Annotated in this window: 28 protein-coding genes; 16 read left to right on the top strand and 12 right to left on the bottom strand. The window is 67.8% G+C overall.

Annotated features, from left to right (window positions below; translation table 11 throughout):
* The first annotated feature begins 66 nt into the window (after positions 1-66).
* The 4 genes from OEJ36_RS14895 (at position 67) to OEJ36_RS14910 (ending at position 3,538) form a co-directional block, all read left to right on the top strand.
* Positions 67-1,107: an AraC family transcriptional regulator gene (locus OEJ36_RS14895; protein ID WP_263402147.1), complete on the top strand. Its 1,041-nt coding sequence runs from the start codon at positions 67-69 to the stop codon at positions 1,105-1,107.
* Positions 1,104-1,448: a hypothetical protein gene (locus OEJ36_RS14900; RefSeq protein WP_263402148.1), complete on the top strand. Its 345-nt coding sequence runs from the start codon at positions 1,104-1,106 to the stop codon at positions 1,446-1,448. Before OEJ36_RS14895 ends, OEJ36_RS14900 begins: the two co-directional genes overlap by 4 nt.
* Positions 1,448-2,017 (top strand): GNAT family N-acetyltransferase, encoded by a 570-nt coding sequence (locus OEJ36_RS14905; RefSeq protein WP_263402149.1) that lies wholly within the window; start codon positions 1,448-1,450, stop codon positions 2,015-2,017. The genes OEJ36_RS14900 and OEJ36_RS14905 overlap by 1 nt, the downstream gene beginning before the upstream one ends.
* A gap of 204 nt (positions 2,018-2,221) precedes the next feature.
* The gene (locus OEJ36_RS14910; RefSeq protein ID WP_263402150.1) at positions 2,222-3,538 is read left to right on the top strand and encodes an MFS family transporter; all 1,317 of its coding nucleotides are present in this window, start codon (positions 2,222-2,224) and stop codon (positions 3,536-3,538) included.
* A gap of 288 nt (positions 3,539-3,826) precedes the next feature.
* Here OEJ36_RS14910 and speE read toward each other — a convergent pair whose 3' ends face one another.
* Entirely contained in the window at positions 3,827-4,687 is an 861-nt protein-coding gene (gene speE / locus OEJ36_RS14915; RefSeq protein WP_263402151.1) for a polyamine aminopropyltransferase, read from the bottom strand.
* 169 nt (positions 4,688-4,856) lie between these two features.
* Here speE and OEJ36_RS14920 point away from each other — a divergent pair, with 169 nt between their 5' ends.
* Together OEJ36_RS14920 and OEJ36_RS14925 are read left to right on the top strand one after the other, a co-directional pair.
* A complete protein-coding gene (locus OEJ36_RS14920) occupies positions 4,857-5,747 on the top strand; it encodes a DNA-3-methyladenine glycosylase family protein (protein WP_263402152.1) in 891 nt (296 codons plus the stop codon).
* Between the two features lie 3 nt (positions 5,748-5,750).
* Positions 5,751-6,251 (top strand): methylated-DNA--[protein]-cysteine S-methyltransferase, encoded by a 501-nt coding sequence (locus OEJ36_RS14925; protein WP_263402153.1) that lies wholly within the window; start codon positions 5,751-5,753, stop codon positions 6,249-6,251.
* A 5-nt stretch (positions 6,252-6,256) separates the two neighbouring features.
* Here the strand turns inward: OEJ36_RS14925 and OEJ36_RS14930 are convergent, their stop codons facing one another.
* From OEJ36_RS14930 to OEJ36_RS14940, 3 genes are read right to left on the bottom strand one after another with little or no spacing between them, the layout of a single operon-like run.
* Positions 6,257-6,811 (bottom strand): histidine phosphatase family protein, encoded by a 555-nt coding sequence (locus tag OEJ36_RS14930; RefSeq protein ID WP_263402154.1) that lies wholly within the window; start codon positions 6,809-6,811, stop codon positions 6,257-6,259.
* Positions 6,808-6,999: a PLDc N-terminal domain-containing protein gene (locus OEJ36_RS14935; protein WP_043244146.1), complete on the bottom strand. Its 192-nt coding sequence runs from the start codon at positions 6,997-6,999 to the stop codon at positions 6,808-6,810. Before OEJ36_RS14935 ends, OEJ36_RS14930 begins: the two co-directional genes overlap by 4 nt.
* Positions 7,000-7,050: 51 nt before the next feature.
* Complete coding sequence (locus OEJ36_RS14940; RefSeq protein WP_263402155.1) at positions 7,051-7,248, bottom strand: PLDc N-terminal domain-containing protein; 198 nt, start codon at positions 7,246-7,248, stop codon at positions 7,051-7,053.
* Between the two features lie 138 nt (positions 7,249-7,386).
* On the opposite strand from OEJ36_RS14940, the gene OEJ36_RS14945 reads away from it, so the two are divergent.
* A complete protein-coding gene (locus OEJ36_RS14945) occupies positions 7,387-8,271 on the top strand; it encodes an endonuclease/exonuclease/phosphatase family protein (RefSeq protein ID WP_263402156.1) in 885 nt (294 codons plus the stop codon).
* 13 nt (positions 8,272-8,284) lie between these two features.
* On the opposite strand, the gene mtnC is transcribed toward OEJ36_RS14945, so the two are convergent.
* From mtnC to aroC, 5 genes are all read right to left on the bottom strand, one after another.
* Entirely contained in the window at positions 8,285-8,968 is a 684-nt protein-coding gene (mtnC, locus tag OEJ36_RS14950; protein WP_184490883.1) for an acireductone synthase, read from the bottom strand.
* A gap of 149 nt (positions 8,969-9,117) precedes the next feature.
* Positions 9,118-9,663 carry a 1,2-dihydroxy-3-keto-5-methylthiopentene dioxygenase gene (locus OEJ36_RS14955; protein ID WP_021222660.1) on the bottom strand — a complete coding sequence of 182 codons (546 nt, stop codon included), beginning with the start codon at positions 9,661-9,663 and terminating at the stop codon, positions 9,118-9,120.
* An 85-nt stretch (positions 9,664-9,748) separates the two neighbouring features.
* A complete protein-coding gene (locus tag OEJ36_RS14960) occupies positions 9,749-10,363 on the bottom strand; it encodes a methylthioribulose 1-phosphate dehydratase (RefSeq protein ID WP_184490881.1) in 615 nt (204 codons plus the stop codon).
* Positions 10,360-11,514, bottom strand: coding sequence for an MFS transporter (locus OEJ36_RS14965; RefSeq protein WP_263402157.1), 1,155 nt, complete (start codon positions 11,512-11,514; stop codon positions 10,360-10,362). The genes OEJ36_RS14960 and OEJ36_RS14965 overlap by 4 nt, the downstream gene beginning before the upstream one ends.
* Complete coding sequence (gene aroC, locus OEJ36_RS14970; RefSeq protein ID WP_021222663.1) at positions 11,511-12,602, bottom strand: chorismate synthase; 1,092 nt, start codon at positions 12,600-12,602, stop codon at positions 11,511-11,513. Before aroC ends, OEJ36_RS14965 begins: the two co-directional genes overlap by 4 nt.
* 130 nt (positions 12,603-12,732) lie before the next feature.
* On the opposite strand from aroC, the gene OEJ36_RS14975 reads away from it, so the two are divergent.
* Together OEJ36_RS14975 and OEJ36_RS14980 are read left to right on the top strand one after the other, a co-directional pair.
* A complete protein-coding gene (locus OEJ36_RS14975) occupies positions 12,733-13,719 on the top strand; it encodes an alpha/beta hydrolase (protein WP_263402158.1) in 987 nt (328 codons plus the stop codon).
* Positions 13,720-13,777: 58 nt separating this feature from the next.
* Entirely contained in the window at positions 13,778-14,557 is a 780-nt protein-coding gene (locus OEJ36_RS14980) for a hypothetical protein (RefSeq protein ID WP_263402159.1), read from the top strand.
* A gap of 154 nt (positions 14,558-14,711) precedes the next feature.
* On the opposite strand, the gene prmB is transcribed toward OEJ36_RS14980, so the two are convergent.
* Together prmB and OEJ36_RS14990 are read right to left on the bottom strand one after the other, a co-directional pair.
* Positions 14,712-15,626, bottom strand: a complete 915-nt coding sequence (gene prmB / locus OEJ36_RS14985; protein WP_263402160.1) for a 50S ribosomal protein L3 N(5)-glutamine methyltransferase — start codon at positions 15,624-15,626, stop codon at positions 14,712-14,714.
* 47 nt (positions 15,627-15,673) lie between these two features.
* A complete protein-coding gene (locus OEJ36_RS14990) occupies positions 15,674-15,805 on the bottom strand; it encodes a hypothetical protein (protein WP_263402161.1) in 132 nt (43 codons plus the stop codon).
* Between the two features lie 150 nt (positions 15,806-15,955).
* Here OEJ36_RS14990 and OEJ36_RS14995 point away from each other — a divergent pair, with 150 nt between their 5' ends.
* The 3 genes from OEJ36_RS14995 to OEJ36_RS15005 all read left to right on the top strand — a co-directional run bounded on the left by OEJ36_RS14995 (position 15,956) and on the right by OEJ36_RS15005 (position 17,574).
* On the top strand, positions 15,956-16,552 hold the full coding sequence (locus OEJ36_RS14995; RefSeq protein ID WP_021222668.1) for a cysteine hydrolase family protein: 597 nt from the start codon (positions 15,956-15,958) through the stop codon (positions 16,550-16,552).
* A 100-nt stretch (positions 16,553-16,652) separates the two neighbouring features.
* Positions 16,653-16,973: a hypothetical protein gene (locus tag OEJ36_RS15000; protein WP_263402162.1), complete on the top strand. Its 321-nt coding sequence runs from the start codon at positions 16,653-16,655 to the stop codon at positions 16,971-16,973.
* A gap of 43 nt (positions 16,974-17,016) precedes the next feature.
* Positions 17,017-17,574: a Smr/MutS family protein gene (locus OEJ36_RS15005; protein ID WP_263402163.1), complete on the top strand. Its 558-nt coding sequence runs from the start codon at positions 17,017-17,019 to the stop codon at positions 17,572-17,574.
* On the opposite strand, the gene OEJ36_RS15010 is transcribed toward OEJ36_RS15005, so the two are convergent.
* On the bottom strand, positions 17,575-18,123 hold the full coding sequence (locus tag OEJ36_RS15010) for a carboxymuconolactone decarboxylase family protein (protein WP_263402164.1): 549 nt from the start codon (positions 18,121-18,123) through the stop codon (positions 17,575-17,577). It abuts the gene before it with no gap.
* A gap of 90 nt (positions 18,124-18,213) precedes the next feature.
* Between OEJ36_RS15010 and OEJ36_RS15015 the strand changes: the two genes are divergently transcribed.
* The 4 genes from OEJ36_RS15015 to folE all read left to right on the top strand — a co-directional run bounded on the left by OEJ36_RS15015 (position 18,214) and on the right by folE (position 20,650).
* Positions 18,214-18,555, top strand: coding sequence for a winged helix-turn-helix transcriptional regulator (locus tag OEJ36_RS15015; protein WP_021222672.1), 342 nt, complete (start codon positions 18,214-18,216; stop codon positions 18,553-18,555).
* Positions 18,556-18,906: 351 nt separating this feature from the next.
* The gene (locus tag OEJ36_RS15020) at positions 18,907-19,116 is read left to right on the top strand and encodes a cold-shock protein (protein ID WP_263402165.1); all 210 of its coding nucleotides are present in this window, start codon (positions 18,907-18,909) and stop codon (positions 19,114-19,116) included.
* 74 nt (positions 19,117-19,190) lie between these two features.
* Positions 19,191-19,853 (top strand): class I SAM-dependent methyltransferase, encoded by a 663-nt coding sequence (locus OEJ36_RS15025; RefSeq protein ID WP_263402166.1) that lies wholly within the window; start codon positions 19,191-19,193, stop codon positions 19,851-19,853.
* A 236-nt stretch (positions 19,854-20,089) separates the two neighbouring features.
* Positions 20,090-20,650, top strand: a complete 561-nt coding sequence (folE, locus tag OEJ36_RS15030; protein WP_021222675.1) for a GTP cyclohydrolase I FolE — start codon at positions 20,090-20,092, stop codon at positions 20,648-20,650.
* Positions 20,651-20,672: the final 22 nt, after the last annotated feature.

Consider the following 20,672-nt stretch of genomic DNA (forward strand, 5'->3'; position numbering starts at 1 on the left):
TGTTTATGGCATGATCGGACAGCGAATTGTGTTTTTCGGACAGAAACCGCAAAGGACGCCCGCCCCATGCAGGACATCGCCCACTGGCCACCCCGCCGCAGCGCCATCAGCGTGCAGCTGCTCACCCAGTTCGGCCTCGACCACGGCCTCTCGGTGGAACATTGTCTGGCCGGCACCCAGCTGGACTGGAACGCCCTCGCCGACCCCGGCGCCGAGGTCAATGCCGACCAGGAGCTGGCCCTGGTGCGCAACATCGTCCAGGCGCTGGGGCACATCCCCGGCATCGGCCTCAAGGCAGGCCGCCGCTACCACCTCAGCACCTATGGCATCTGGGGCTTCGCCCTGCTCAGCAGCCCCACCTACCGCAGCGCCGCCGAACTGGGCCTGCGCTACCTGGACCTGACCTACGCCTTCCACAGCATGCGCCTGGAAGAACACGACGATGAAGCGCACCTCGTGCTCGAAGGGCGCGGCCTGCCCGAGGACCTGCGCGGCTTCCTGCTGGAGCGCGACATCTCCGGCGCCCTCAGCGTGCAACGCGACCTGAACAACGCCGACCTGCCGCTGACCCGCGTCAGCCTGGCCCTGCCCGCCCCCGCCGACGCCAGGCCCTACCGCGAGCTGCTGGGGGTGACGCCGAGCTTCGCCGCGCCGGAGAACCGCATCGTCTTCGCCCGCGCCCTGCTCGACCTGCCGCTGCCCGGCGCCAACCCCCAGGTGGCGCAGCAGTGTGAGGCCCAGTGCAAGGCGCTGCTGGCCCGCCGCCGGGTGCGCGCGGGGCTCGCCGGGCGCATCCGCGATCGCCTGCTGTCGCAGCCCGGCCAGGTGCCGGACATGGAGCGCATCGCCACTGAACTGCACATGACCTCGCGCACCCTGCGCCGCCGCCTGGACGCCGAGGGCACCTCCTTCCGCCAGTTGCAGGAAGAGGTGCGCAACGCCCTGGCCGAGGAACTGCTGGCCGCCGATGGCATCCGACTGGAAGAGATCGCCGAACGCCTCGGCTATGGCGAGCTGTCCAACTTCATCCATGCTTTCAAGCGCTGGAAGGGCATCACGCCCGGCCAGTACCGCAGCCAACTCCAGCCCCGGAACGCCCTTTCATGAGATACGCCCTCGCCCTGCCCCTGCTGCTCGCCGCCGGCCCGCTGCTGGCCCAGACCCTGGAAACCCGCGGCTACCGCATCGAGATCATCGACCAGTGCGAAGAAGGCACGGTCGGCTGTGACAACGTGCTCTATCGCGGCACCAGCAAGAAGAGCGGCAACACCCTGGAACTCAAGGGCCGCCAGCTGATGCGCATGTGCGCCGACGGCGTCACCCCCTGCCATTCCCTGGGCTACGAGTTCAACAACGGCGATACCCATTACTTCGTCAGCGAGGACGGCCACCTGAGCGTGACCCGTGGCGAACGCACCCTGGTGGACCAGCAAGGGGAGTGGCGTTGATGGGCCAGGCCGACGACTACGCCGTGGTACCCGCCGAGCCGCGCCACCTGGCAGCTTTGGCCGAGATCGAACGCGCCGCCGCCAGCCTGTTCCCCGAACAGGCCATCCCTGCGTTGCTGCGCGAACAGACCGTGCCCCAGGCGCTGCTGGCCCAGGGCCAGGCCGAGGGCCGTCTGTGGGTGGCCCAGGACGAAGGCGGCATCGCCGTGGGCTTCGCCCTGGTGGAGGTGCTCGGTGGCATCGCGCTGCTGTCGGAACTGGACGTGCTGCCCGCCCTGGGCCGTCGTGGCATCGGCCGCCGGCTCATCGCCGCCGCCCGCGACTGGGCCGAGGCACGCGGCCACGAAGCGCTGTACCTGACCACCTTCGCCGACCTGCCGTGGAATGCGCCCTACTACGCCCGCCTCGGCTTCCGCCCATTGGAGGAGGACGAGCTGCATGACGAGCTGATCCGCCGCCTCAAGGAGGAAGAAGCCTTCGGCCTCGCCAACCGCGTGGCCATGCAGCTGTGCCTGGGCCCGGTGATCCCCGCGCCCAGGCCCGCCCCGGCCCCCGCCCCGATTCCCTAGCCCGGGCTTCGGCCCGGGAGCTGGCCCGCATAGGCCGCCGGCCACCCGCCCTGCGGTCGTTGCGTTTCCGCCCAACCGGGGCTTGGCTGATATCAGGACGCCGCAACATTTTGTGACATCGGCAGTCAATCCAATGGACAGGCCCGGCCCGCTTCCGCTCAAGGACGCGGCCCGGAACTCATTCCAGAGCGAGTGCCACGCCCCATGAGCAGCACGACCGAACACCTCGAGAGCCCCCATCCGCACTACAGCTTCGAAGAACGCCGCAAACGCGTGTTCGCCATAGTCGGCGCCTCTTCCGGCAACCTGGTGGAGTGGTTCGACTTCTACGTCTACGCCTTCTGCTCCATCTATTTCGCCCCGGCCTTCTTCCCCTCCGACGACCCGACCGTGCAGTTGCTGAACACCGCCGGCGTGTTCGCTGCGGGCTTCCTCATGCGCCCCATCGGCGGCTGGCTGTTCGGCCGCGTGGCCGACAAGTACGGGCGCAAGATCTCGATGATGATCTCGGTGCTGATGATGTGCGCCGGCTCCCTGGCCATCGCCTTCATGCCCACCTACGCCAGCATCGGCGCCCTGGCCCCGGCGCTGCTGCTGGTGGCGCGGCTGTTCCAGGGACTGTCGGTGGGCGGCGAGTACGGCACCACGGCCACCTACATGAGCGAGGTGGCGCTGAAGGGCCAGCGCGGTTTCTTCGCTTCCTTCCAGTACGTGACCCTGATCGGCGGCCAGCTGCTGGCGGTGCTGGTGGTGGTGATCCTGCAGCAGTTGCTGAGCGAGGACGAACTGCGCGCCTGGGGCTGGCGCATTCCCTTCGTGATCGGCGCGGCGACGGCGGTGATCGCCTTCTACCTGCGCCGCTCGCTGAACGAGACCGCCCGCGAGGACCAGTTGCACAACGAGGAATCCGGCAGCCTGGGCCACCTGTTCCGCCACCACAAGCGTGCCTTCGTCACCGTGCTCGGCTACACCGCCGGCGGCTCGCTGATCTTCTACACCTTCACCACCTACATGCAGAAATACCTGGTCAACAGCGCCGGCATGACCACCAAGACCGCCAGTGCCGTGATGACCTGCGCGCTGTTCGTCTACATGCTCATGCAACCGCTGTTCGGCGCCCTCTCCGACCGCATCGGCCGGCGCACCTCGATGCTCTGGTTCGGCGCCCTCGGTGCGCTGTGCACCTGGCCCATCCTTACCGCGCTCAAGGGCGTGCAGAGCCCCTACATCGCCTTCGCGCTGATCATCCTCGCCCTGGCCATCGTCAGCCTCTACACCTCCATCAGCGGGCTGGTGAAGGCCGAGATGTTCCCCCCGGAAGTCCGCGCCCTGGGCGTCGGCCTGGCCTACGCGGTGGCCAACGCCATCTTCGGCGGCTCGGCGGAATACGCGGCCCTGGGGCTGAAGTCCATCGGCATGGAGGAGACCTTCTACTGGTACGTCTCGGCGATGATGGTGGTGGCCTTCCTCTTCAGCCTGCGGCTGCCGAAGCAGGCGAGCTACCTGCATCACGATCTGTAAGGGCGGCTGGGGTTGCCCTGCTGTCGTGGCTGAACGCAGCCGTTGTAGGGGCGACTTCAGTCGCCAAGCAGCCCGCAGGGCTGCCCTGCCCCCATCAGGGCAACGCCGTTGCCCGTGGGCGAATGAATTCGCCCCTACAGGTTGTGTGCCGCAACAGCCCGTAGGTCGGGTGCAACCCGACATTGTCCGTGCACGTGGATCGCGGGTTTCACCCGCCCTACGACAAGCTGCCGGCATCCTCCAGGCACAAAAAAGGCCCCTCGCGGGGCCTTTTGCATGGCACTCGGCTCAGTCGTTGCTCGGCTTGCCGATGGCTTGCAGCACGTACTGCGGCAGGGCGAAGGCGCCGAGGTGGATCTCGGGGTTGTAGTAGCGGGTGACGATGCCGCTGCCGGCGAAGCGCTGGCGCAGGGTGTCCAGGGAGACCTTGCGCGACGCGGGGTTGGTGGCGCCCCAGGCGAAGGTCATGGCGCCACCGATGTAGGTGGGCACGGCCGCCTGGTAGAAGTGCCAATCGGCGAACAGGCCATTCATGCGGCCGGCAGTGGTCTGCACCTCGCCCAGTTGCATGAAGGGCGTGCCGTTCTGGGTGACCAGGATGCCGCCGTCGTTCAGGCAGCGGCGGCAGGCCTGGTAGAAGTTCTCGGAGAACAGCACCTCGCCCGGCCCGATCGGGTCGGTGGAGTCGGAGATGATCACGTCGAACTTCTCCTCGGTGCTGGCGACGAAGCGCATGCCGTCGTCGATCACCAGGTTCAGCCGCGGGTCTTCATAGGCGCCCTTGGAGTGGTTGGGCAGGAACTCCTTGCACATCTCCACCACGGTGCCGTCGATCTCCACCATGGTGATGCTCTCGACGCCCTTGTGCTTGCGCACTTCGCGCAGCATGCCGCCGTCGCCACCGCCGATGATCAGCACGCGGCGCGCGGCGCCATGGGCGAGGATGGGCACGTGGGTGAGCATCTCGTGGTAGATGAACTCATCCGCCTCGGTGGTCTGGATCACGCCGTCCAGGGCCATGACGCGGCCCATGCGCGGGTTCTCGAAGATCACCAGGTGTTGGTGCTCGGTGCGCACTTCGTGGAGCAGCTTGTCCATGCGAAAACGCTGGCCGTAGCCTTCGTAGAGAGTTTCCTGGTAGTCGCTCATGAGGGGTCTCCCGTGATGGCTGCAGGTGGGCGGGCGGCGAGCCGGGTCCGTCCCGAAGAAAAGGCGCGCATTCTACGATGGCCCGGGTTACAGGTCGAACCGTGAAGGCCAGGAATTCGATGGTCAGTTTCCGAGAGACAGCCGTCACGACCGGCGGTATCGTCGCGCCATGAACGCATCCCTCCCCGCCGCCACCGGCCTGCACCTGCCTTACATCGAACCCTGGAGCTGGGAGCAGTTCCTGCGCCACTTCGCCCTGCGCCGGCTGCCCGGCGTCGAACGCATCGATGCCGCCAGCTACTGCCGCAGCTTCCGCCTCGGCGAACTGCACGGCTGGTTCCGCGTGCGCCCCGGCGCCGGGCACCTCACCCTGGAACTGAGCCCCTCGTGCATCGGCCGCGAGGCGGAACTGGTGGCGCGGGTGCGGCAGATGTTCGACCTCGACAGCGACCCCCTGGCCATCGCCCGGCACCTGCGCGGCGACCCGCAGCTGCAACCCCTGCTGGAGCGCTACCCGGGCCTGCGCCTGCCGGTGGCCTTCGACCCCTTCGAGCAGGGCGTGCGCACCATCATCGGCCAGCAGGTGACGGTGAAGGCGGCGGTGACCATTGCCGGGCGCTTGGTGGAACGCCTCGGCGAGCCCCTGGCGGACTCCCCCGACGACGGCCCCCTGCGCCTGTTCCCCACTGCTCGTGCCATCGCCGATGACCCGCTGCCGGGTATCGGCATGCCCGGCAAGCGCGTGGAAACCCTGCGCCGCTTCGCCGACGCGGTGGCCTCCGGCGCCCTGGAACTCTCGGTGGCCGAGGGCGTCGAAGCCCTCATCGCACGGCTCTGCGCCCTGCCCGGCATCGGCCCCTGGACCGCCGAATACATCGCCCTGCGCGCCTTCGGCCAGCCGGACGCCTTCCCCACCGCCGACCTGGGCCTGCTCAAGTCACCCTTCTGGGGGGAAACCGGCATCAGCGCCAAGGCCCTGGCCAGCCGCGCCGAGCACTGGCGGCCCTGGCGCGCCTACGCCGCCGTCTACCTCTGGCACAGCTACGCATCGGAGAATTGATCCATGTACTTCCGCTATCAGGACAGCCCCATAGGCCCGCTGCTGCTGGCCGGCGACGAGGCCGGGCTGCGCCTGCTGCACATGGAGACCGAACAGTCCACGGCGCTGGATCCGCTCTGGCAACCCGCCGCCCGCCAGCTGGACAAGGCCTGCCGCCAGCTGGACGAGTACTTCGCCGGCAAGCGCAAACGCTTTGACCTGCAGCTGGCGCCCCAGGGCACCGAGTTCCAGCGGGCCGCCTGGCAGGCGCTGCTGGAAATCCCCTACGGCCAGACCATCAGCTACGCCACCCAGGCCCTGCGCATCGGCCGGCCCAAGGCGGTACGCGCCATCGGCCTGGCCAACGGCGCCAACCCCATCGCGGTGATCATCCCCTGCCACCGGGTCATCGGCCGCGACGGCAGCCTCACCGGCTTCGGCGGCGGGCTGGAGCGCAAGGCCATCCTGTTGCGCCTGGAGGGCGCGGCGGTGCAGCCGGTGCAGGACCAGCTGCAGCTGATCTAGCGCGTCTAGTGCGGTGCGGGGATGCGCGCCAGGACCCGGGCCGGCTCGGTGAGGGGCAGCGCGACGATCAGGGCTTCGTCCGGCGCCGCCGCCGTTCCCGTCAACGCCGCCATGTTCGCCCCGTGGGTCACCAGCACCAGCGGCAGGCCGCGCGGCAGTGCGTTGATGGCCTGGCGCATGCGCTGCATGGCGGCGGTATCACCCTCGAAGTAATCCAGCTCGGCCATGGGTTGCGAAGCGCCCATGTGCAGTTCCAGGGCGGTGTCCTGGGTGCGGCACCAGCGCCCGGTGAAGAGGCGCGGCGCCTCGATCCAGTGGCTACGCAGCAGCTGGCCCCATTGCTGGGCCTGGTAGCGCCCGCCACCGTCGAGGTTGCGCTGGGTGGTGCAATCGCCGAGGCGGAAGCTGTCCGGGTCGCCCGCGCCCGGTGCGCTGGCGTGATGCATGAGAAACACCGCCTGGCCACTGCGCAAGGCAGCCCAGGCGGCGTCTTCGGAAGCGTGAACGGGCAGCGCCAGGCAGGCGCAGAGCAGCAGCCAGGCGCCGCAGCGCCGGCTCATATCCTCACATTGCCGCGGGGCCCGGCGATGGCCCAGATGATCAGGCCGATCACCGGCAGCAACACGATCAGCAGGATCCACAACACCTTCATGCCGATCTCGACATTGCTTTTGATGACGTTGAGGATGGCCCAGATATCCAGGGCGAGGATGATCAGCCCGGCGAGGCTGTTGAGGATCGAACCCATGGCGATGCTCCTTATTGCGGGGGTTGTGAGTGCAGGATAGGTGAGCCTGGATCAACGGTGCAGGCGACGCGGCCCCATCCAGGCCCAGTTGAACAGCCCGAGCAGCGGGAACAGCAGCAACAGCGCGGTCCAGAGGACCTTCTGCTCGCGCCGCGCACCGCTGCCCAGCACGTTGAACAGCGCCCAGGCGGTGAGCAGCAGGTACAGCGTGCCCAGCACGGCGTACAGGGTCATCGCGTGTTGGCTCATGGCAGGCTCCTGCAGGGTGGCTATCCAGTGTTAGGACACGGGCGCCGGCCAGGGTGTTCCCCGCACCGTCATCAAGGCTCCCACGCCGCGTCGGATGGCCCTACAATCGCGCCTTTCCCACCCACCCAGGATGCACGCGTGCTCAAGGCCTTGCGCTTTCACCTCAACCAGCTCGCCTGGCTGGCCCTGGTCACCCTGGTGCTTGGCCAGTTCGGCCGCCTGCACTGGGGCCTGGAGCTGCTCAGCCACTTCATGCCGATCCAGGCGGTGGTGATGCTGGTCGGCGCTGCCGTGCAACCGCGCAATGCCTCCTCGCTGCTGTTCGCCCTGTGCGGGCTGGGCGCCCTGGCCTGGTCGCTGACACCGCTGCCCACCGAGCCCCTGGCGACCGATGCGCCCACGCGGCGCTTCCTCGCCTTCAACCTGAAGCAGGACAACGCGGATGCCGCCGCCGATGCCCGCTGGCTGGCAGAACAGAAGGCGGACCTGATTTTCGTCAGCGAGGCCACGCCCGCCTGGTCCGAGCAACTGGCCGCGCTGCGCCCCTTCGAGGCCTGCGCCCGCTACAGCGATTCGCCCTTCGGCCTGGCGCTGTTCTCGCGCCTGCCGCTGAAGCGCTGCCAGGTGCTGGAACTCACCGGCCCTGCCGCCGGCTACCCCTACCTGCGTGCCGAGCTGGAAGACGGCACGGTGGTCTTCGGCCTGCATCCACCGCCGCCGCTGGGAGCCGATCTGGCGCTGGCCCGTGACGAATCACTGCGGCAACTGGCGGAGCGTATCGCCGCCGAAGGGCCGGAGGTGGTGGTACTGGGGGATCTCAATATCACGGCTTATTCACCGCGCCTGCGGGACTTTCTCGACAACGCCGGGCTGCGCCTGACCAGCCCGCGCATCCGCCCCACCTGGTGGCCGGGCATGCTCGGGCTGGATCACATCCTGGTACGCGGCGAACGGCCGGTGCGCGCGGTGGGCACCCTGCCCTGGCGCGGCTCGGATCACCGCGCGGTGTGGCTGGACCAGTAAGGCCCGGCAGGGCTCAGGCGCGCGCCGGGTCGATCACCGCGAAGCTGGCCACGGTGGGGTGGCTGCCCAGCTCGCCGCCTTCACGGGCCAGGCCGATGGTGGGCATGCCGGCCTGCTGGGCGGCGTCCAGCTCCTGCACCACATCGGAGAGGAAAAGGATGTCGCCGGCAGGAAGGCCGATGGCGTCGGCGATGCGCCCATAGGACGCCGCCTCGCGCTTGGGCCCGGAGGTGGTGTCGAAGTAGCCGGAGAACAGCGGCGTCAGGTCGCCCGCCTCGGAGCAGCCGAAGATCAGCTTCTGCGCCTGGATCGAGCCGGAGGAATAGACGTACAGCGCGTAGCCGTCCTGCTTCCAGCGCTTCAGCGCCTCCACCGCGTCCGGGTAGACGTGGCCCTTGAGCTGGCCGGCGGCGTAGCCCTGTTCCCAGACCATGCCCTGCAGCGCCTTCAACGGCGTGGCCTTGCGGTCTTCGGCGATCCAGCCGAGGAGGATTTCCACCACCCGCAACGGCTCGGCCGCCGGCTCACCGCTCTCCACGCGCACCGCCTGCAGCTGCTCGGCGACATCCGGCCGCTCGGCGTGGGTCAGCACGAACTCCGGCAGGTGGCGGGCGGCATAGGGGAAGAGCACGTCGAAGACGAAGCTGACGGCGCTGGTGGTGCCTTCGATGTCGGTGAGGATGGCTTTGATGGGCATGCAGGCTCCGGTTTCGCGTTATTCAATGGGCCCCGAACGGGGCTGCTGGCAAGTGCGGGACGAGCGCAGGCTGGGGGTGGACGCAGGCTGGGCGTAGAGTGGGCGTAGGGTGGGCTTCAGCCCACCGTTTTTCCCCCAGCACCGGACGCTCAATCCTCCAACCGCGGGAACCGGCTGGCGATCTCCTCGCCGGTGAACTGCGCCACCCAGCCCTCGGGGTTGTTGAACAGGCGGATGGCGACGAAGTGCGGCTCCTCGCCCATGTCGAACCAGTGGCGGGTACCGGCGGGCACCGAGATCAGGTCGTTCTTCTCGCAGAGCACGGCATAGACGTAGTCGTCGATGTGCAGGGTGAACAGGCCGCGCCCGGCGACGAAGAAACGCACTTCGTCCTCGGCATGGCGGTGCTCGTCGAGGAACTTGGCGCGCAGCTCGGCCTTCTGCGGGTGGCTGCGGTCGAGGCTGACCACGTCGACGGTAACGTAGCCGCGCTCCTTCATCAGCGCATCGATCTGCGGACGGTAGGCGGCGATCACCTCCTCCTGCGGGGCACCGGCGGTGATCGGCGCACTGGCCTGCCAGCGCTCGAAGCGCACGCCGACATCGGCGAGGGTGCTGGCGATGTCGTCGACATGGGTCAGTACCTTGTTCGGTACGTCGGGGCTGGTCTCGTGGTAGACGGTAAGGCTGCTCATCTGGCTACTCCTGGCGCCGCGCTCCCGCTCTGGGGCGGGTCGGGCGGACGCACTATCGGTCATGCACCTTCGGCGGAAGGAAGCGTCAGGGTCGGGTGATGGCGCGAACCTTCAGCTCGCACTCGAAAAGAAACTCGAAGGCTTCCACCTGGCGCAGCGCATCGCTCATGCGCGGGCCCCAGGTATAGAGGCCGTGGCCACGGATCAGGTAGCCCACGCAATCGGGGTGCTCGTCCAGCCAGGGCTGCACCTTGGCGGCGAGGCGGGCGATGTCCTGGTCATTGTCGAAGATCGGCACCAGCACCTGGGATTCGTGGGTGGCGATGCCGCTGAAGGCCTTCTGCAGCTCGTAGTCGGCGAACACCAGGGAGTCGGCCAGGGTCATGCGCGAGAGCACGGTGGCGTTCACCGAGTGGGTGTGCAGCACGGCGCCGATCTCCGGCTTCCAGCGGTACAGCTGGGTGTGCAGCAGGGTTTCGGCGGAGGGCTTCTTGCCCGGTTCCAGGCTGTTGCCGTCGAGGTCGGTGGCGAGGACGTCGTCCAGGCCCAGTTCGCCCTTGTGCTTGCCGGAAACGGTCAGCAGCGCCTGGTCGGCGGACAGCCGCGTGGAGTAGTTGCTGCTGGTGGCCGGCGACCAGCCGCGTCCATACAGGAAGCGACCGGCATCGATGATCTGCTGGGCGAGTTGTTGGCGGTTCATGCCCGCTCCTCTTTCAATTGAGTGGCAATGATAACGGCAGCGGCCATGGCTGCCAGGCTGGCGATGACGAAGGTCCAGGAGGAGCCCAGGCTGGTCCAGCTGTAACCCGAGTACAGGGCTCCGAGCGCGCCGCCGGTGCCGGCGAGTGCCGCGTAGAGCGCCTGGCCCTGGCCTTGCTGCTGCGGGCCGAACTGGCGTTGCACGAAATGGATGGCCGCCGCATGGAAGCTGCCGAAGGTCGCCGCATGGAGCACTTGGGCGAACAGCAGCACCGCGAGGTTGTCGGCGAAATGGCCCAGCAGCAGCCAGCGCAACGCCGCGAGCAGGAAGCTCGCGGCCAGCACCTGGCGCACCGAGAACCGCGCGAGGATGCGCGCCATCACCAGGAACATCAAGACCTCGGCCACCACGCCCAGCGCCCAGAGCTGGCCGATGAAGCCGCGCGGGTAGCCGAGGGCCTCCAGGTAGATGGTCTGGAAGGTGTAGTAAGGCCCGTGGGACAGCTGCATCAGCCCCACGCACAGGTAGAACGCCAGTACGCCCGGCTGGCGCAGCTGGGCGATGAAGCCGCCCTGCTCCAGGCCGTTGTCGCGGGCCAGCGGCGTGGCGTTGGGCACCCACCAGCTGCTGGCGACGATGCCGGCCATGATGATCACCAGCGCCAGCGGGTAGACGTCCAGGCTGAACACCTCGAAGGCCTTGCCCAGGCCGACCACGGTGAGGATGAAGCCGATGGAGCCCCACAGGCGGATCTGGCTGTAGCGCGCGGCCTGCTCCTTGAGGTGCGCCAGGGTGATCACCTCGAACTGCGGCAGCACCGCGTGCCAGAAGAAGGCGTGCAGGGCCATGATCATCGCCAGCCAGGCGTAGCTCTTGTCGATGAAGATCAGGGCGAAGGTGCACAGGGTGCAGAGCGCGCCGAAGCGCACGATGGCCAGGCGCCGGCCGCTGCGATCACCCAGCCAGCCCCAGAGGTTGGGGGCCACGCAGCGCATCAGCATGGGGATGGCCACCAGCTCGCCGATGCGCGCCGGGGAGAAGCCCAGGTGGGCGAAGTACAACCCGAGGAAGGGCGCCGTGGCGCCCAGCAGGGCGAAGTAGAACAGGTAGAAACCGGACAGCCGCCAATAAGGCAGCGCGCTGCCCGTCACAGCTGGCCGAGCACCGGGGTGGCGACCTGCACGCCGGCGTTCTGGCCGCGATGGCGCAGCAGGTGGTCCATCAGCACGATGGCCATCATGGCTTCGGCGATGGGCGTGGCGCGGATGCCGACGCAGGGGTCGTGGCGGCCCTTGGTAATCACGTCCACCGGGTTGCCGTCGACATCGATGGAACGGCCCGGGGTGGTGATGCTGGAGGTGGGCTTCAGCGCCAGGTGGGCGACGATCGGCTGGCCCGAGGAGATGCCGCCGAGGATGCCGCCGGCGTTGTTGCTGAGGAAGCCTTCCGGGGTCAGCTCGTCACGGTGCTCGGTGCCACGCTGGGCGACGCTGGCGAAACCGGCGCCGATCTCCACGCCCTTCACCGCGTTGATGCTCATCAGCGCATGGGCCAGCTCGGCGTCCAGGCGGTCGAAGATCGGCTCGCCCAGGCCCGGCATCACGCCTTCGGCGACCACGGTGATCTTGGCACCGACGGAATCCTGGTCACGGCGCAGCTGGTCCATGTAGGCCTCCAGCTCCGGCACCTTGTCCGGGTCGGGGCTGAAGAAGGCGTTCTGCTCCACCGAATCCCAGGTCTTGAAGGGGATTTCGATCGGGCCGAGCTGGCTCATGTAGCCGCGCACACTGATGCCCAGGGTGGCCAGGTACTTCTTGGCGATGGCGCCGGCGGCGACGCGCATGGCGGTCTCGCGCGCCGAGGAACGGCCGCCGCCACGGTAGTCGCGGATGCCGTACTTGTGGTGGTAGGTGTAGTCGGCGTGGGCCGGGCGGAACAGGTCCTTGATCGCCGAGTAGTCCTTGGACTTCTGGTCGGTGTTGCGGATCAGCAGGCCGATGGAGCAGCCGGTGGTGCGGCCCTCGAAGACGCCGGAGAGGATTTCCACCTCGTCGGCTTCCTGGCGCTGGGTGGTGTGACGGCTGGTGCCCGGCTTGCGGCGGTCGAGGTCACGTTGCAGGTCGTCCAGGGAAAGCTCCAGCCCCGGCGGGCAGCCGTCGACGATGGCGACCAGCGCCGGGCCGTGGCTTTCGCCAGCCGTGGTGACGGTGAACAGCTTGCCGTAGGTGTTGCCGGACATGCACAGTGCTCCGCTGAAATTGGGCCTCGAAGAAAGGCCGAGGAGTATACCTGCGGCGCCCGGCCAGTTCACCCACGAACCTTGCGCCGGCGCCGGCGTCCAAGCCACATCGCCGTACCCGGAACCCTTCATGCCACGCCTCCGCCCCCTGCTCGCCCTCCTCTTCCTGACCCTCACCGGCACCGCCCTGGCCGACCCCTGGACCATCCTCCAGCGCCCCATCGAGCTGGAGACCGCCACCGGCACGCTGCACGGCACCCTGCTGCGGCCCAAGACCGACGCGCCGGTGCCGGTGGCGCTGCTGCTGGCCGGCTCCGGCCCCACCGACCGCAACGGCAACAACCCCATGGGCGGGCGCAACGACAGCCTGAAGAAACTCGCCGAGCTGCTGGCGCGCAACGGCATCGCCAGCGTGCGTTACGACAAGCGCGGCATCGCCGCGAGCCAGGCCGCCGGCCCCGACGAGCGGCAACTGAGCGTCGACCTTTATGTGGCCGATGCGGTGGCCTGGGGCCGCAAGCTGAAGGCCGACCCACGCTTCTCGCGCCTGGTGCTGATCGGCCACAGCGAGGGCGCCTTGATCGCCAGCCTGGCCGCGCCGGGTGCCGGGGCCGATGCGCTGGTGTCCATCGCCGGCAGCGCCCGTCCCATCGACGCGCTGTTGCGCGAGCAGTTGCAGCAGCGCTTGCCGCCGCCGCTGATGGCCCGCAGCGACGAAATCCTCGCCAGCCTCAAGGCCGGGCATCAGGTGTTGCACGTGCCCAAGCCGCTGCTGGTGCTCTACCGCCCCAGCGTGCAGCCCTACCTCATCTCGCTGTTCGCCAAGGACCCGGCCGCCGCCTTCACCGCCGTGCAGGCGCCGGCGCTGATCGTCCAGGGCAGCCACGACATCCAGGTGAGCGTGGACGACGCCCGCGCCCTGCAGGCGATCCGCCCGGACGCCGAGCTGGCGATCATCCCCGGCATGAACCACATCCTGCGCATCACCCCGGCGGATGCCCCCGACCCGCTCGCCACCTATAATTCCCCGGGCCTGCCCCTGGCCCGCGAGCTCGGTGAGCGCCTGATCGCCTTCATCGAGCGGCTGCCCTCCAGTGCCGGGGAAAACGGCCGATAAGGGACAGGTCAGCGCGCCGTCATGGGGCCCGCTGCGCCCAGCCACAGGATTGTGCTCGATGACCGAAGACGAAACCGAACAGACGGAAACCGCCGAACCCATAGCCCAGCCACACCCGTGGACGGACCTGGAGCCGGAGCGTTTCCAGCTGCTGCGCCTCGCCCCGCTGCCCACCGACAGGCAGACCGGCGCGCGGCCGTTGCGCTTCGTCCAGCTCGGTGAGGTGGAACGCCACAGCGCCGATCAGAGCGTGCTGCACCTGAGCCTGCACCTGCCCGGCCAGCGGGTGCGCAAGGAACAGAACCTGTTCGAGGTCTGGGCCGATCACCGCAGCAAGGAGGTGCGTTTCGGCGCCGACAGCGGCCTGCAACTGGAACCGCAGAACCGCGGCCTGGGCCGTTTCCTGCTGGCACGCGGCATCGGCTGGGCCCGCCGCCACTGGCCGCACTACAAGGTCGAAGGCGGCGCCCTGGCGGCCAAGGACGCGGTGGCCGAAGAGCTCCGCCTGCGCCGGGATCACTTTCTCAAGGCCCAGGGCTTCGAAGTCACCTACCTCGACGCCCTGCAGCTCAAGGCCGAATACCGTGCCGGGCGCGTCAGCGAACTGCACGAGGATTGGAACAAGGAAAAGGTGCAGGTCGTCGAGATGCTCGACGCTGCCGCCATGCTTCAGCAGGCCGACCACAACCTGCACCAGCAGGAGATCGAAATCCGCAAGCTGCAGCAGCAGGTCAACGCCTTTCGCCGCGAGGACAGTGGCCTGCGCTTCACCATCGCCTGCCTGGTGGTGTTCGCGGTGTTCCAGGCCGGGCTGCTGATCTGGATCGCCACCCACTGAGCCCGCGCGCTACCCACGCACGCAATGCGAGGCAGGGCCTGTAGGTCGGGTGCAACCCGACACGCGGGTTTCACCCGCCCTACGTCCCCCCCAAATGCCCAGGCATGAAAAAGCCCGTCGCCTGGCGGGGACGGGCTTTCGGGCTTGCCGTGGCTCAGCCGTTCAGGCGCGAACGGAACAACGCCTGGTGCTCGCGGCACTGGCTGGCACTGAGCAGGAACACGCCGTGGCCGCCATGGGCGAACTCCAGCCAGGTGAAATCCACTTCCGGGTACAGCGCCTCGACGTGTACCTGGCTGTTGCCCACTTCGATGATCAGCGTGCCGCGCTCGGTGAGGTGGTCGGCGGCCTCGGCCAGCATCCGGCGCACCAGGTCCAGCCCGTCGTCACCGCACGCCAGGCCCATGGCCGGCTCGTGCTGGAACTCCTCGGGCATGTCGGCGAAGTCTTCGGCGTCCACATAGGGCGGGTTGGACAGGATCAGGTCGAAACGCTGGTTCGGCAGCCCCTCGAAACCGTCGCCCTGGACGGTGAAGACGCGCTCTTCCAGGTCATGCCGCTCGATGTTCAGGTTGGCGACTTCCAGGGCATCGAAAGACAGGTCGGCCAGCACCACTTCGGCATTGGGGAAGGCATGGGCCGTGGCGATACCGATGCAGCCGGAACCGGTGCACAGGTCGAGGATGCGCGCGGGCTCGGCGGCCAGCCAGGGCTCGAAGTTCTGCTGGATCAGCTCGGCGATGGGGGAACGCGGCACCAGCACGCGCTCGTCCACCACGAAGGGCATGCCGCAGAACCAGGCCTCGCCCAGCAGATAGGCCACCGGTACACGCTCGAGAATGCGGCGGCGCAGCAGCGCCTGGACGTGGGCGCGCTCGTCGTCTTCCAGGCGGCAATCGAGGTAGCTGTCGGCCACTTCATAAGGCAGGTGCAGCGCGCCCAGCACCAGCTGGCGCGCTTCGTCCCAGGCGTTGTCGGTGCCATGGCCGAAGAACAGGTTTTCCGCATGGAAACGGCTGACCGCCCAGCGGATGTGATCACGCAGGGTGCGCAAACGGGACTCGGACACGAAGACGACCTCAGAAAACTCGGGTGGGTGATTCTACACCCGTCGGCTCACGGCTTGCGACGCGTTGGCGGGCCGGGCTCTTCCTCGCGCTCGCGACGCAACTCGCGCATCACCGCGATGGACACGGCCAGGGCGAAGAGCAACCAGAAATAAGCGGGGACCTCAGAGAAATCGGGCATGGGCAGCTCCTTCTGCGGGGGGCTTCGCGTCCTGCGAAACACACCGATAGTGCACGGCCGCCCGACGATCGACAAGTCAGTTGCGCGACATGGTTCACTTATCGCTCCGCTCGGCGGACAATGGCCGACAAAGCCGTACCGGAGATTCGCATGTCCGCCCCCAAATCCATGTTCCAACTGAGTGGCCGCGGCTACCCGCCCGCCAGCCTGAACAACGCCACCCTGGTGATCATCGACGCGCAGGAGGAGTACCGCAGCGGTGTTCTCGCCCTGCCCGGCCTGGATGCCGCGCTGGAGGAGATCGCCACCCTGCTGGCAGCCGCCCGCGCCATCGGCAGCGCCGTGGTCCACGTCAAGCACCTGGGCGTTCCCGGCGGCCTGCTCGACCCCCAGGGCGAACGTGGCCAGCACCTCCCCGAAGTCGCCCCGCTGCCGGGCGAAACCGTGGTCGAGAAGCGCCTGCCCAACGCCTTCGCCGGCACCGAGCTGCATGACCGCCTGCAGGACATCGGCCACCTGGACCTGGTGGTCTGCGGCTTCATGACCCATTCCAGCGTCAGCACCACCGTGCGTGCCGCCAAGGACTACGGCTACCGCTGCACCCTGGTCAGCGCCGCCTGCGCCACCCGCGACCTGCCCACTCTCGATGGCGGCGTGATCAGCGCCGACGAGATGCACCGCGTCGAAGTCATCGCCCTCGCCGATAACTTCGCCAGCGTCGTGCCCCACGCCCGCGCCCTGGCCTGAGCCTGAGCGCTACACATCTCGCGACATCCAATCGGGCGAACGACCGGAACCACGCTGACGTGCGCCGGTCATACGCCCGATTGCCAATGAGGACGTCCGGATGAAGTTATCCGATGGTTTCGATGCCCGCCGCCTGCGTCCACGTGGGCCGGGCAGCTGGCGCTGGCGTATCGCCGCAGCCTTCGCTGCGCTGGTCGCCGGTTTCGGCATCCTGCTCGCCATGGCCGGCGCCGCCACCCTGCTCGGCCGGCCGCCGGCACTGGGTACGTTGAATGACAGCACCGGCGCCGCCATGACGCTGCTGGTGATCGGCCTGCTGTGCCTCTGGTTCGGTGTCGCCGGCTGGCGCATCGCCCGCCGCCGCTCGCGCCGCCGCAACGACCTGAGCCTGTCCCCCGGGCTGATGAAGAAACGCGACTGACGCCCAGGCGCTGGGTAAACTAGGCCTCCTTCGTGGAGGCCTTATGCAAGACGACGACTTTTCCCTGTTCAACGACCAGATGCGTGGCGTGAAGCGCATCCAGCACGACCGTGCCGACACCGGCAAGCCGAAGGCCGACCGCAAGCAGGTCGCCAGCCTGCGCCAGAATGCGACCCAGATAACCGAGTCGACCAAGGTGGACGGCCTCTCCGACCTGTTCGTCATCGACGTCGGTGCCGAGGACGAACTGCACTGGGCCCGCGACGGCGTCCAGGAAGGCCAGATGCGCAAGCTCAAGCTCGGCCAGATCGGCTTCGAAGGCAGCCTCGACCTACACGGCATGAGCGTGGAAAAAGCCCGCGAAACCCTGTGGGATTTTTTCGCCGAAGCGGCGAAATTCGAAATCCGCTGCGTGCGCATCACCCACGGTAAGGCCGCACGCCTGGATGGCAAGCGCCCGCTGATCAAGAGCCACGTCAACACCTGGCTGCGCCAGCACCCGCAGGTGCTGGGCTTCACCTCCTGCCTGCCGCGCCACGGCGGCACCGGCGCAGTCTATGTGATGCTGCGCCGCACCATGCTCGAAGGCCGCGACGAGTAGTCAGCGCGGAAAGCGCGGCACACCCGCCTCCCGCTCCACGCCGGTGCCGTTCACCACGAACGACACCGCGTGGTAGAAGCCGACCAGCATCAGGCACTCGATCAACTGCTCCTCGCTGAAGTGCGAGGCCAACCGTTGCCACAGCCCCTCCTCCACCTGCGCCGAACGGTTCAAGCCGTCGGCCAGCTCCATCAGCGCCAGTTCGGCCGCGCTCCAGAGCGCCGGGTCGGGGTGCTCGCTGCAACTGTCGGCCACCTGCTCCGCGCTGAACCCTGCGCGCTCGGCGAAGAAGGCCACGTGCACGCCCCATTCGTATTCGGCCCGGCAGCGGGCGGTGGTGCGCAGGATCAGCACCTCGCGCTCCCGCAGGGTGATGCTGCCGGGGTCCAGCAGGCCGCCGGCGATCAGGCGCTGCAGTACGCGAGGGTTACGCGCCATGCTGCGGAACAGCTTGAGCGGCGGCACGCCGGGCGGCATGACCTTGTCGAAGGCGGCTTGCACGGCCGGGTCATAGGGGGCATCGAGGGGCTGGATACGCGCAGTGCTCATGGCCGGATCTCCTGTCGGGCTGTTACGCTACGCAAAACGTAGCAGCAAAGCGTTTCGTCTGCTACTAAAAAAGTAGCAAGGAAACCGATCATGACCCTTCCCCTCCCCGGCAAACCGGTTCGCGGCTCCACCAGCGGCCGCCCGATCATGGCCCTGCTGGACCTCCTCGGCCGTCGCTGGAGCCTGCGCATCCTCTGGGAACTGCACCAGGGCCCGGCCACCTTCCGTGAACTCCAGGCGCGCTGCGAAGGCCTCTCGCCCTCCGTGCTCAACACCCGCATGGGCGAGTTGCGCCAGGCGCTGCTGGTCGACCTGGGGGATGCCGGCTATCGGCTCAGCGAAAATGGCGACGAGTTGATCCAGCGCTGCCTGCCCCTCGCCGAATGGGCTGAAACCTGGGCCGAACGCCTGCCGCCACCCTCGGCCGAATGACGCTGCCCATGCCCGGCGACGGGCGGCGATGGCGCTCGGCGGGAGCCTCACTATCCTCTGGAAGCCCTGCTGAGGGCTTGCAGTAGGGCCGCCATCGGTCCCCCCAATTCAACTGATGGCGGCCCTTTCCTCCCCTTCCGAGAGGCTCATCAGCCACCCCCGCGCAAATAAACCTGGGTTATTCGCCAGAGAAGAGTATGGTGTGCCCACTGGATGCAACGTGTCATTGCGATTTCTGACCTGATGTAACGATTCCCATCTTTCATCTCCTCGGCTTCTTTCGCTTTCGCCCTCAGTCTCGACCCGGATGTCCCGGCGTCGATGCCCTTTCCATTTCCCTGGAGATACATCATGTCCACTCGTCAAACCGGCACCGTCAAATGGTTCAACGATGAAAAAGGCTTCGGCTTCATCACCCCCCAGGAAGGCCCGGACCTCTTCGTTCACTACCGCTCCATCGAAAGCGCCGGCTTCAAATCCCTGGCTGAAGGCCAGCAGGTGAGCTACCTCGTCGCCAAAGGCCCGAAAGGCCTGCAAGCCGAGCAAGTTCAGGTGGTCTAACCCCCGCCTCGAAAGAAGCCCCGGGTTTCCGGGGCTTTTTTTTGCCTTCTCCTTTTTCAGCGCAGCGGAGCGACATGCCAGGCTATCTGATCAAGACCAGTACCTTCCGGGTGGGCGGCAGGGACTTCCACATGCAATCGCTGCTGGATGCCGAGCAGTTCCACGACCCGCTGGGCGAAGCCGCCAGCCGTGGCATCACCGAAGACACCTGGGCCCTGTTCGGCCAGGTCTGGCCGGCCGGCGAAGCGCTGGCGCAAAAGATCGCCACCCGCGACCTCACCGGGCTGCGCGTACTGGAAGTGGGCGCGGGCCTGTGCTTGGCCAGCCTGGTGGGCCACCAGCGCGGCGGCGACATGACCGCCAGCGACATCCACCCGCTGATCCCGGCCTTCCTCGCCGAGAACACCCGCCTCAATGCCCTGCCGCCGATGCGCTACGAAACCTGCGACTGGGGTGGCAGCGAGGCCTTCGGCGAATTCGACCTGATCATCGGCAGCGACCTGCTCTACGACCGCGACCACCAGGAGGACCTGGCCGACTTCATCGACCGCCACTCCGCCCGCTCCGTGGAAGTGCTGCTGGTGGACCCGGACCGCGACGACCAGCAGGCCTTCCACCACGAGATGGCCGAGCTCGGCTACGGCATGGCCATCACCCGCGCCGATTGCGTGCTGGCCAACGGCGAGAATTTCAGGGGTTCCTACCTGCGCTTCAATCGCGACAGCGTCGGCGCCTGACCCTCTCCATGGCGTGTGCGGATAGCCGGCAACGGCCCCGCCCGCAGTACAATTGCCGCCTCGCCCAGGCGACCCGACGCGTCGTGGCGGGTATGATGCCCGCCTCTATCGCCACTCGATCCGGCCATAGCGTGCAGAAGCTGTCCCAAGCCCACCCACGATGGGCAAGCGGTGCGGCCCCCGGAAGGGAGGCCCACGAAGGGCACGCTGATATTCCACTAGCCCCTGGAAGCCCCATGGAATCTAGCAATCAGAAACTCGAGCAACACTACACCGCGATCCTCGGCCAGCTCGGCGAGGACGTCTCCCGCGAAGGCCTGCTGGACACCCCCAAGCGCGCCGCCAAGGCCATGCAGTACCTCTGCCGCGGCTATGAGCAGACGCTGGAGGAAGTCACCAACGGTGCACTGTTCAGCTCCGACAACAGCGAAATGGTGCTGGTGAAGGACATCGAGCTGTACTCCCTGTGCGAACACCATCTGCTGCCCTTCATCGGCAAGGCCCACGTCGCCTACCTGCCGAGCGGCAAGGTGTTGGGCCTGTCCAAGGTCGCGCGCATCGTCGACATGTTCGCCCGGCGCCTGCAGATCCAGGAAAACCTCAGCCGCCAGATCGCCGAGGCCGTGCAGCAGGTCACCGGCGCCGCCGGTGTCGCCGTGGTCATCGAAGCCCAGCACATGTGCATGATGATGCGCGGCGTGGAGAAGCAGAACTCCTCCATGGTCACCTCGGTGATGCTCGGCGAGTTCCGCCAGAACGCCGCGACCCGCAGCGAGTTCCTCAGCCTGATCCGCTGAGTCGCGCGCCCATGAAAAAACC

The sequence above is a fragment of the Pseudomonas sp. PDM13 genome (genome assembly GCF_025685765.1).
Taxonomy (GTDB): Bacteria; Pseudomonadota; Gammaproteobacteria; order Pseudomonadales; family Pseudomonadaceae; genus Metapseudomonas; species Metapseudomonas solani.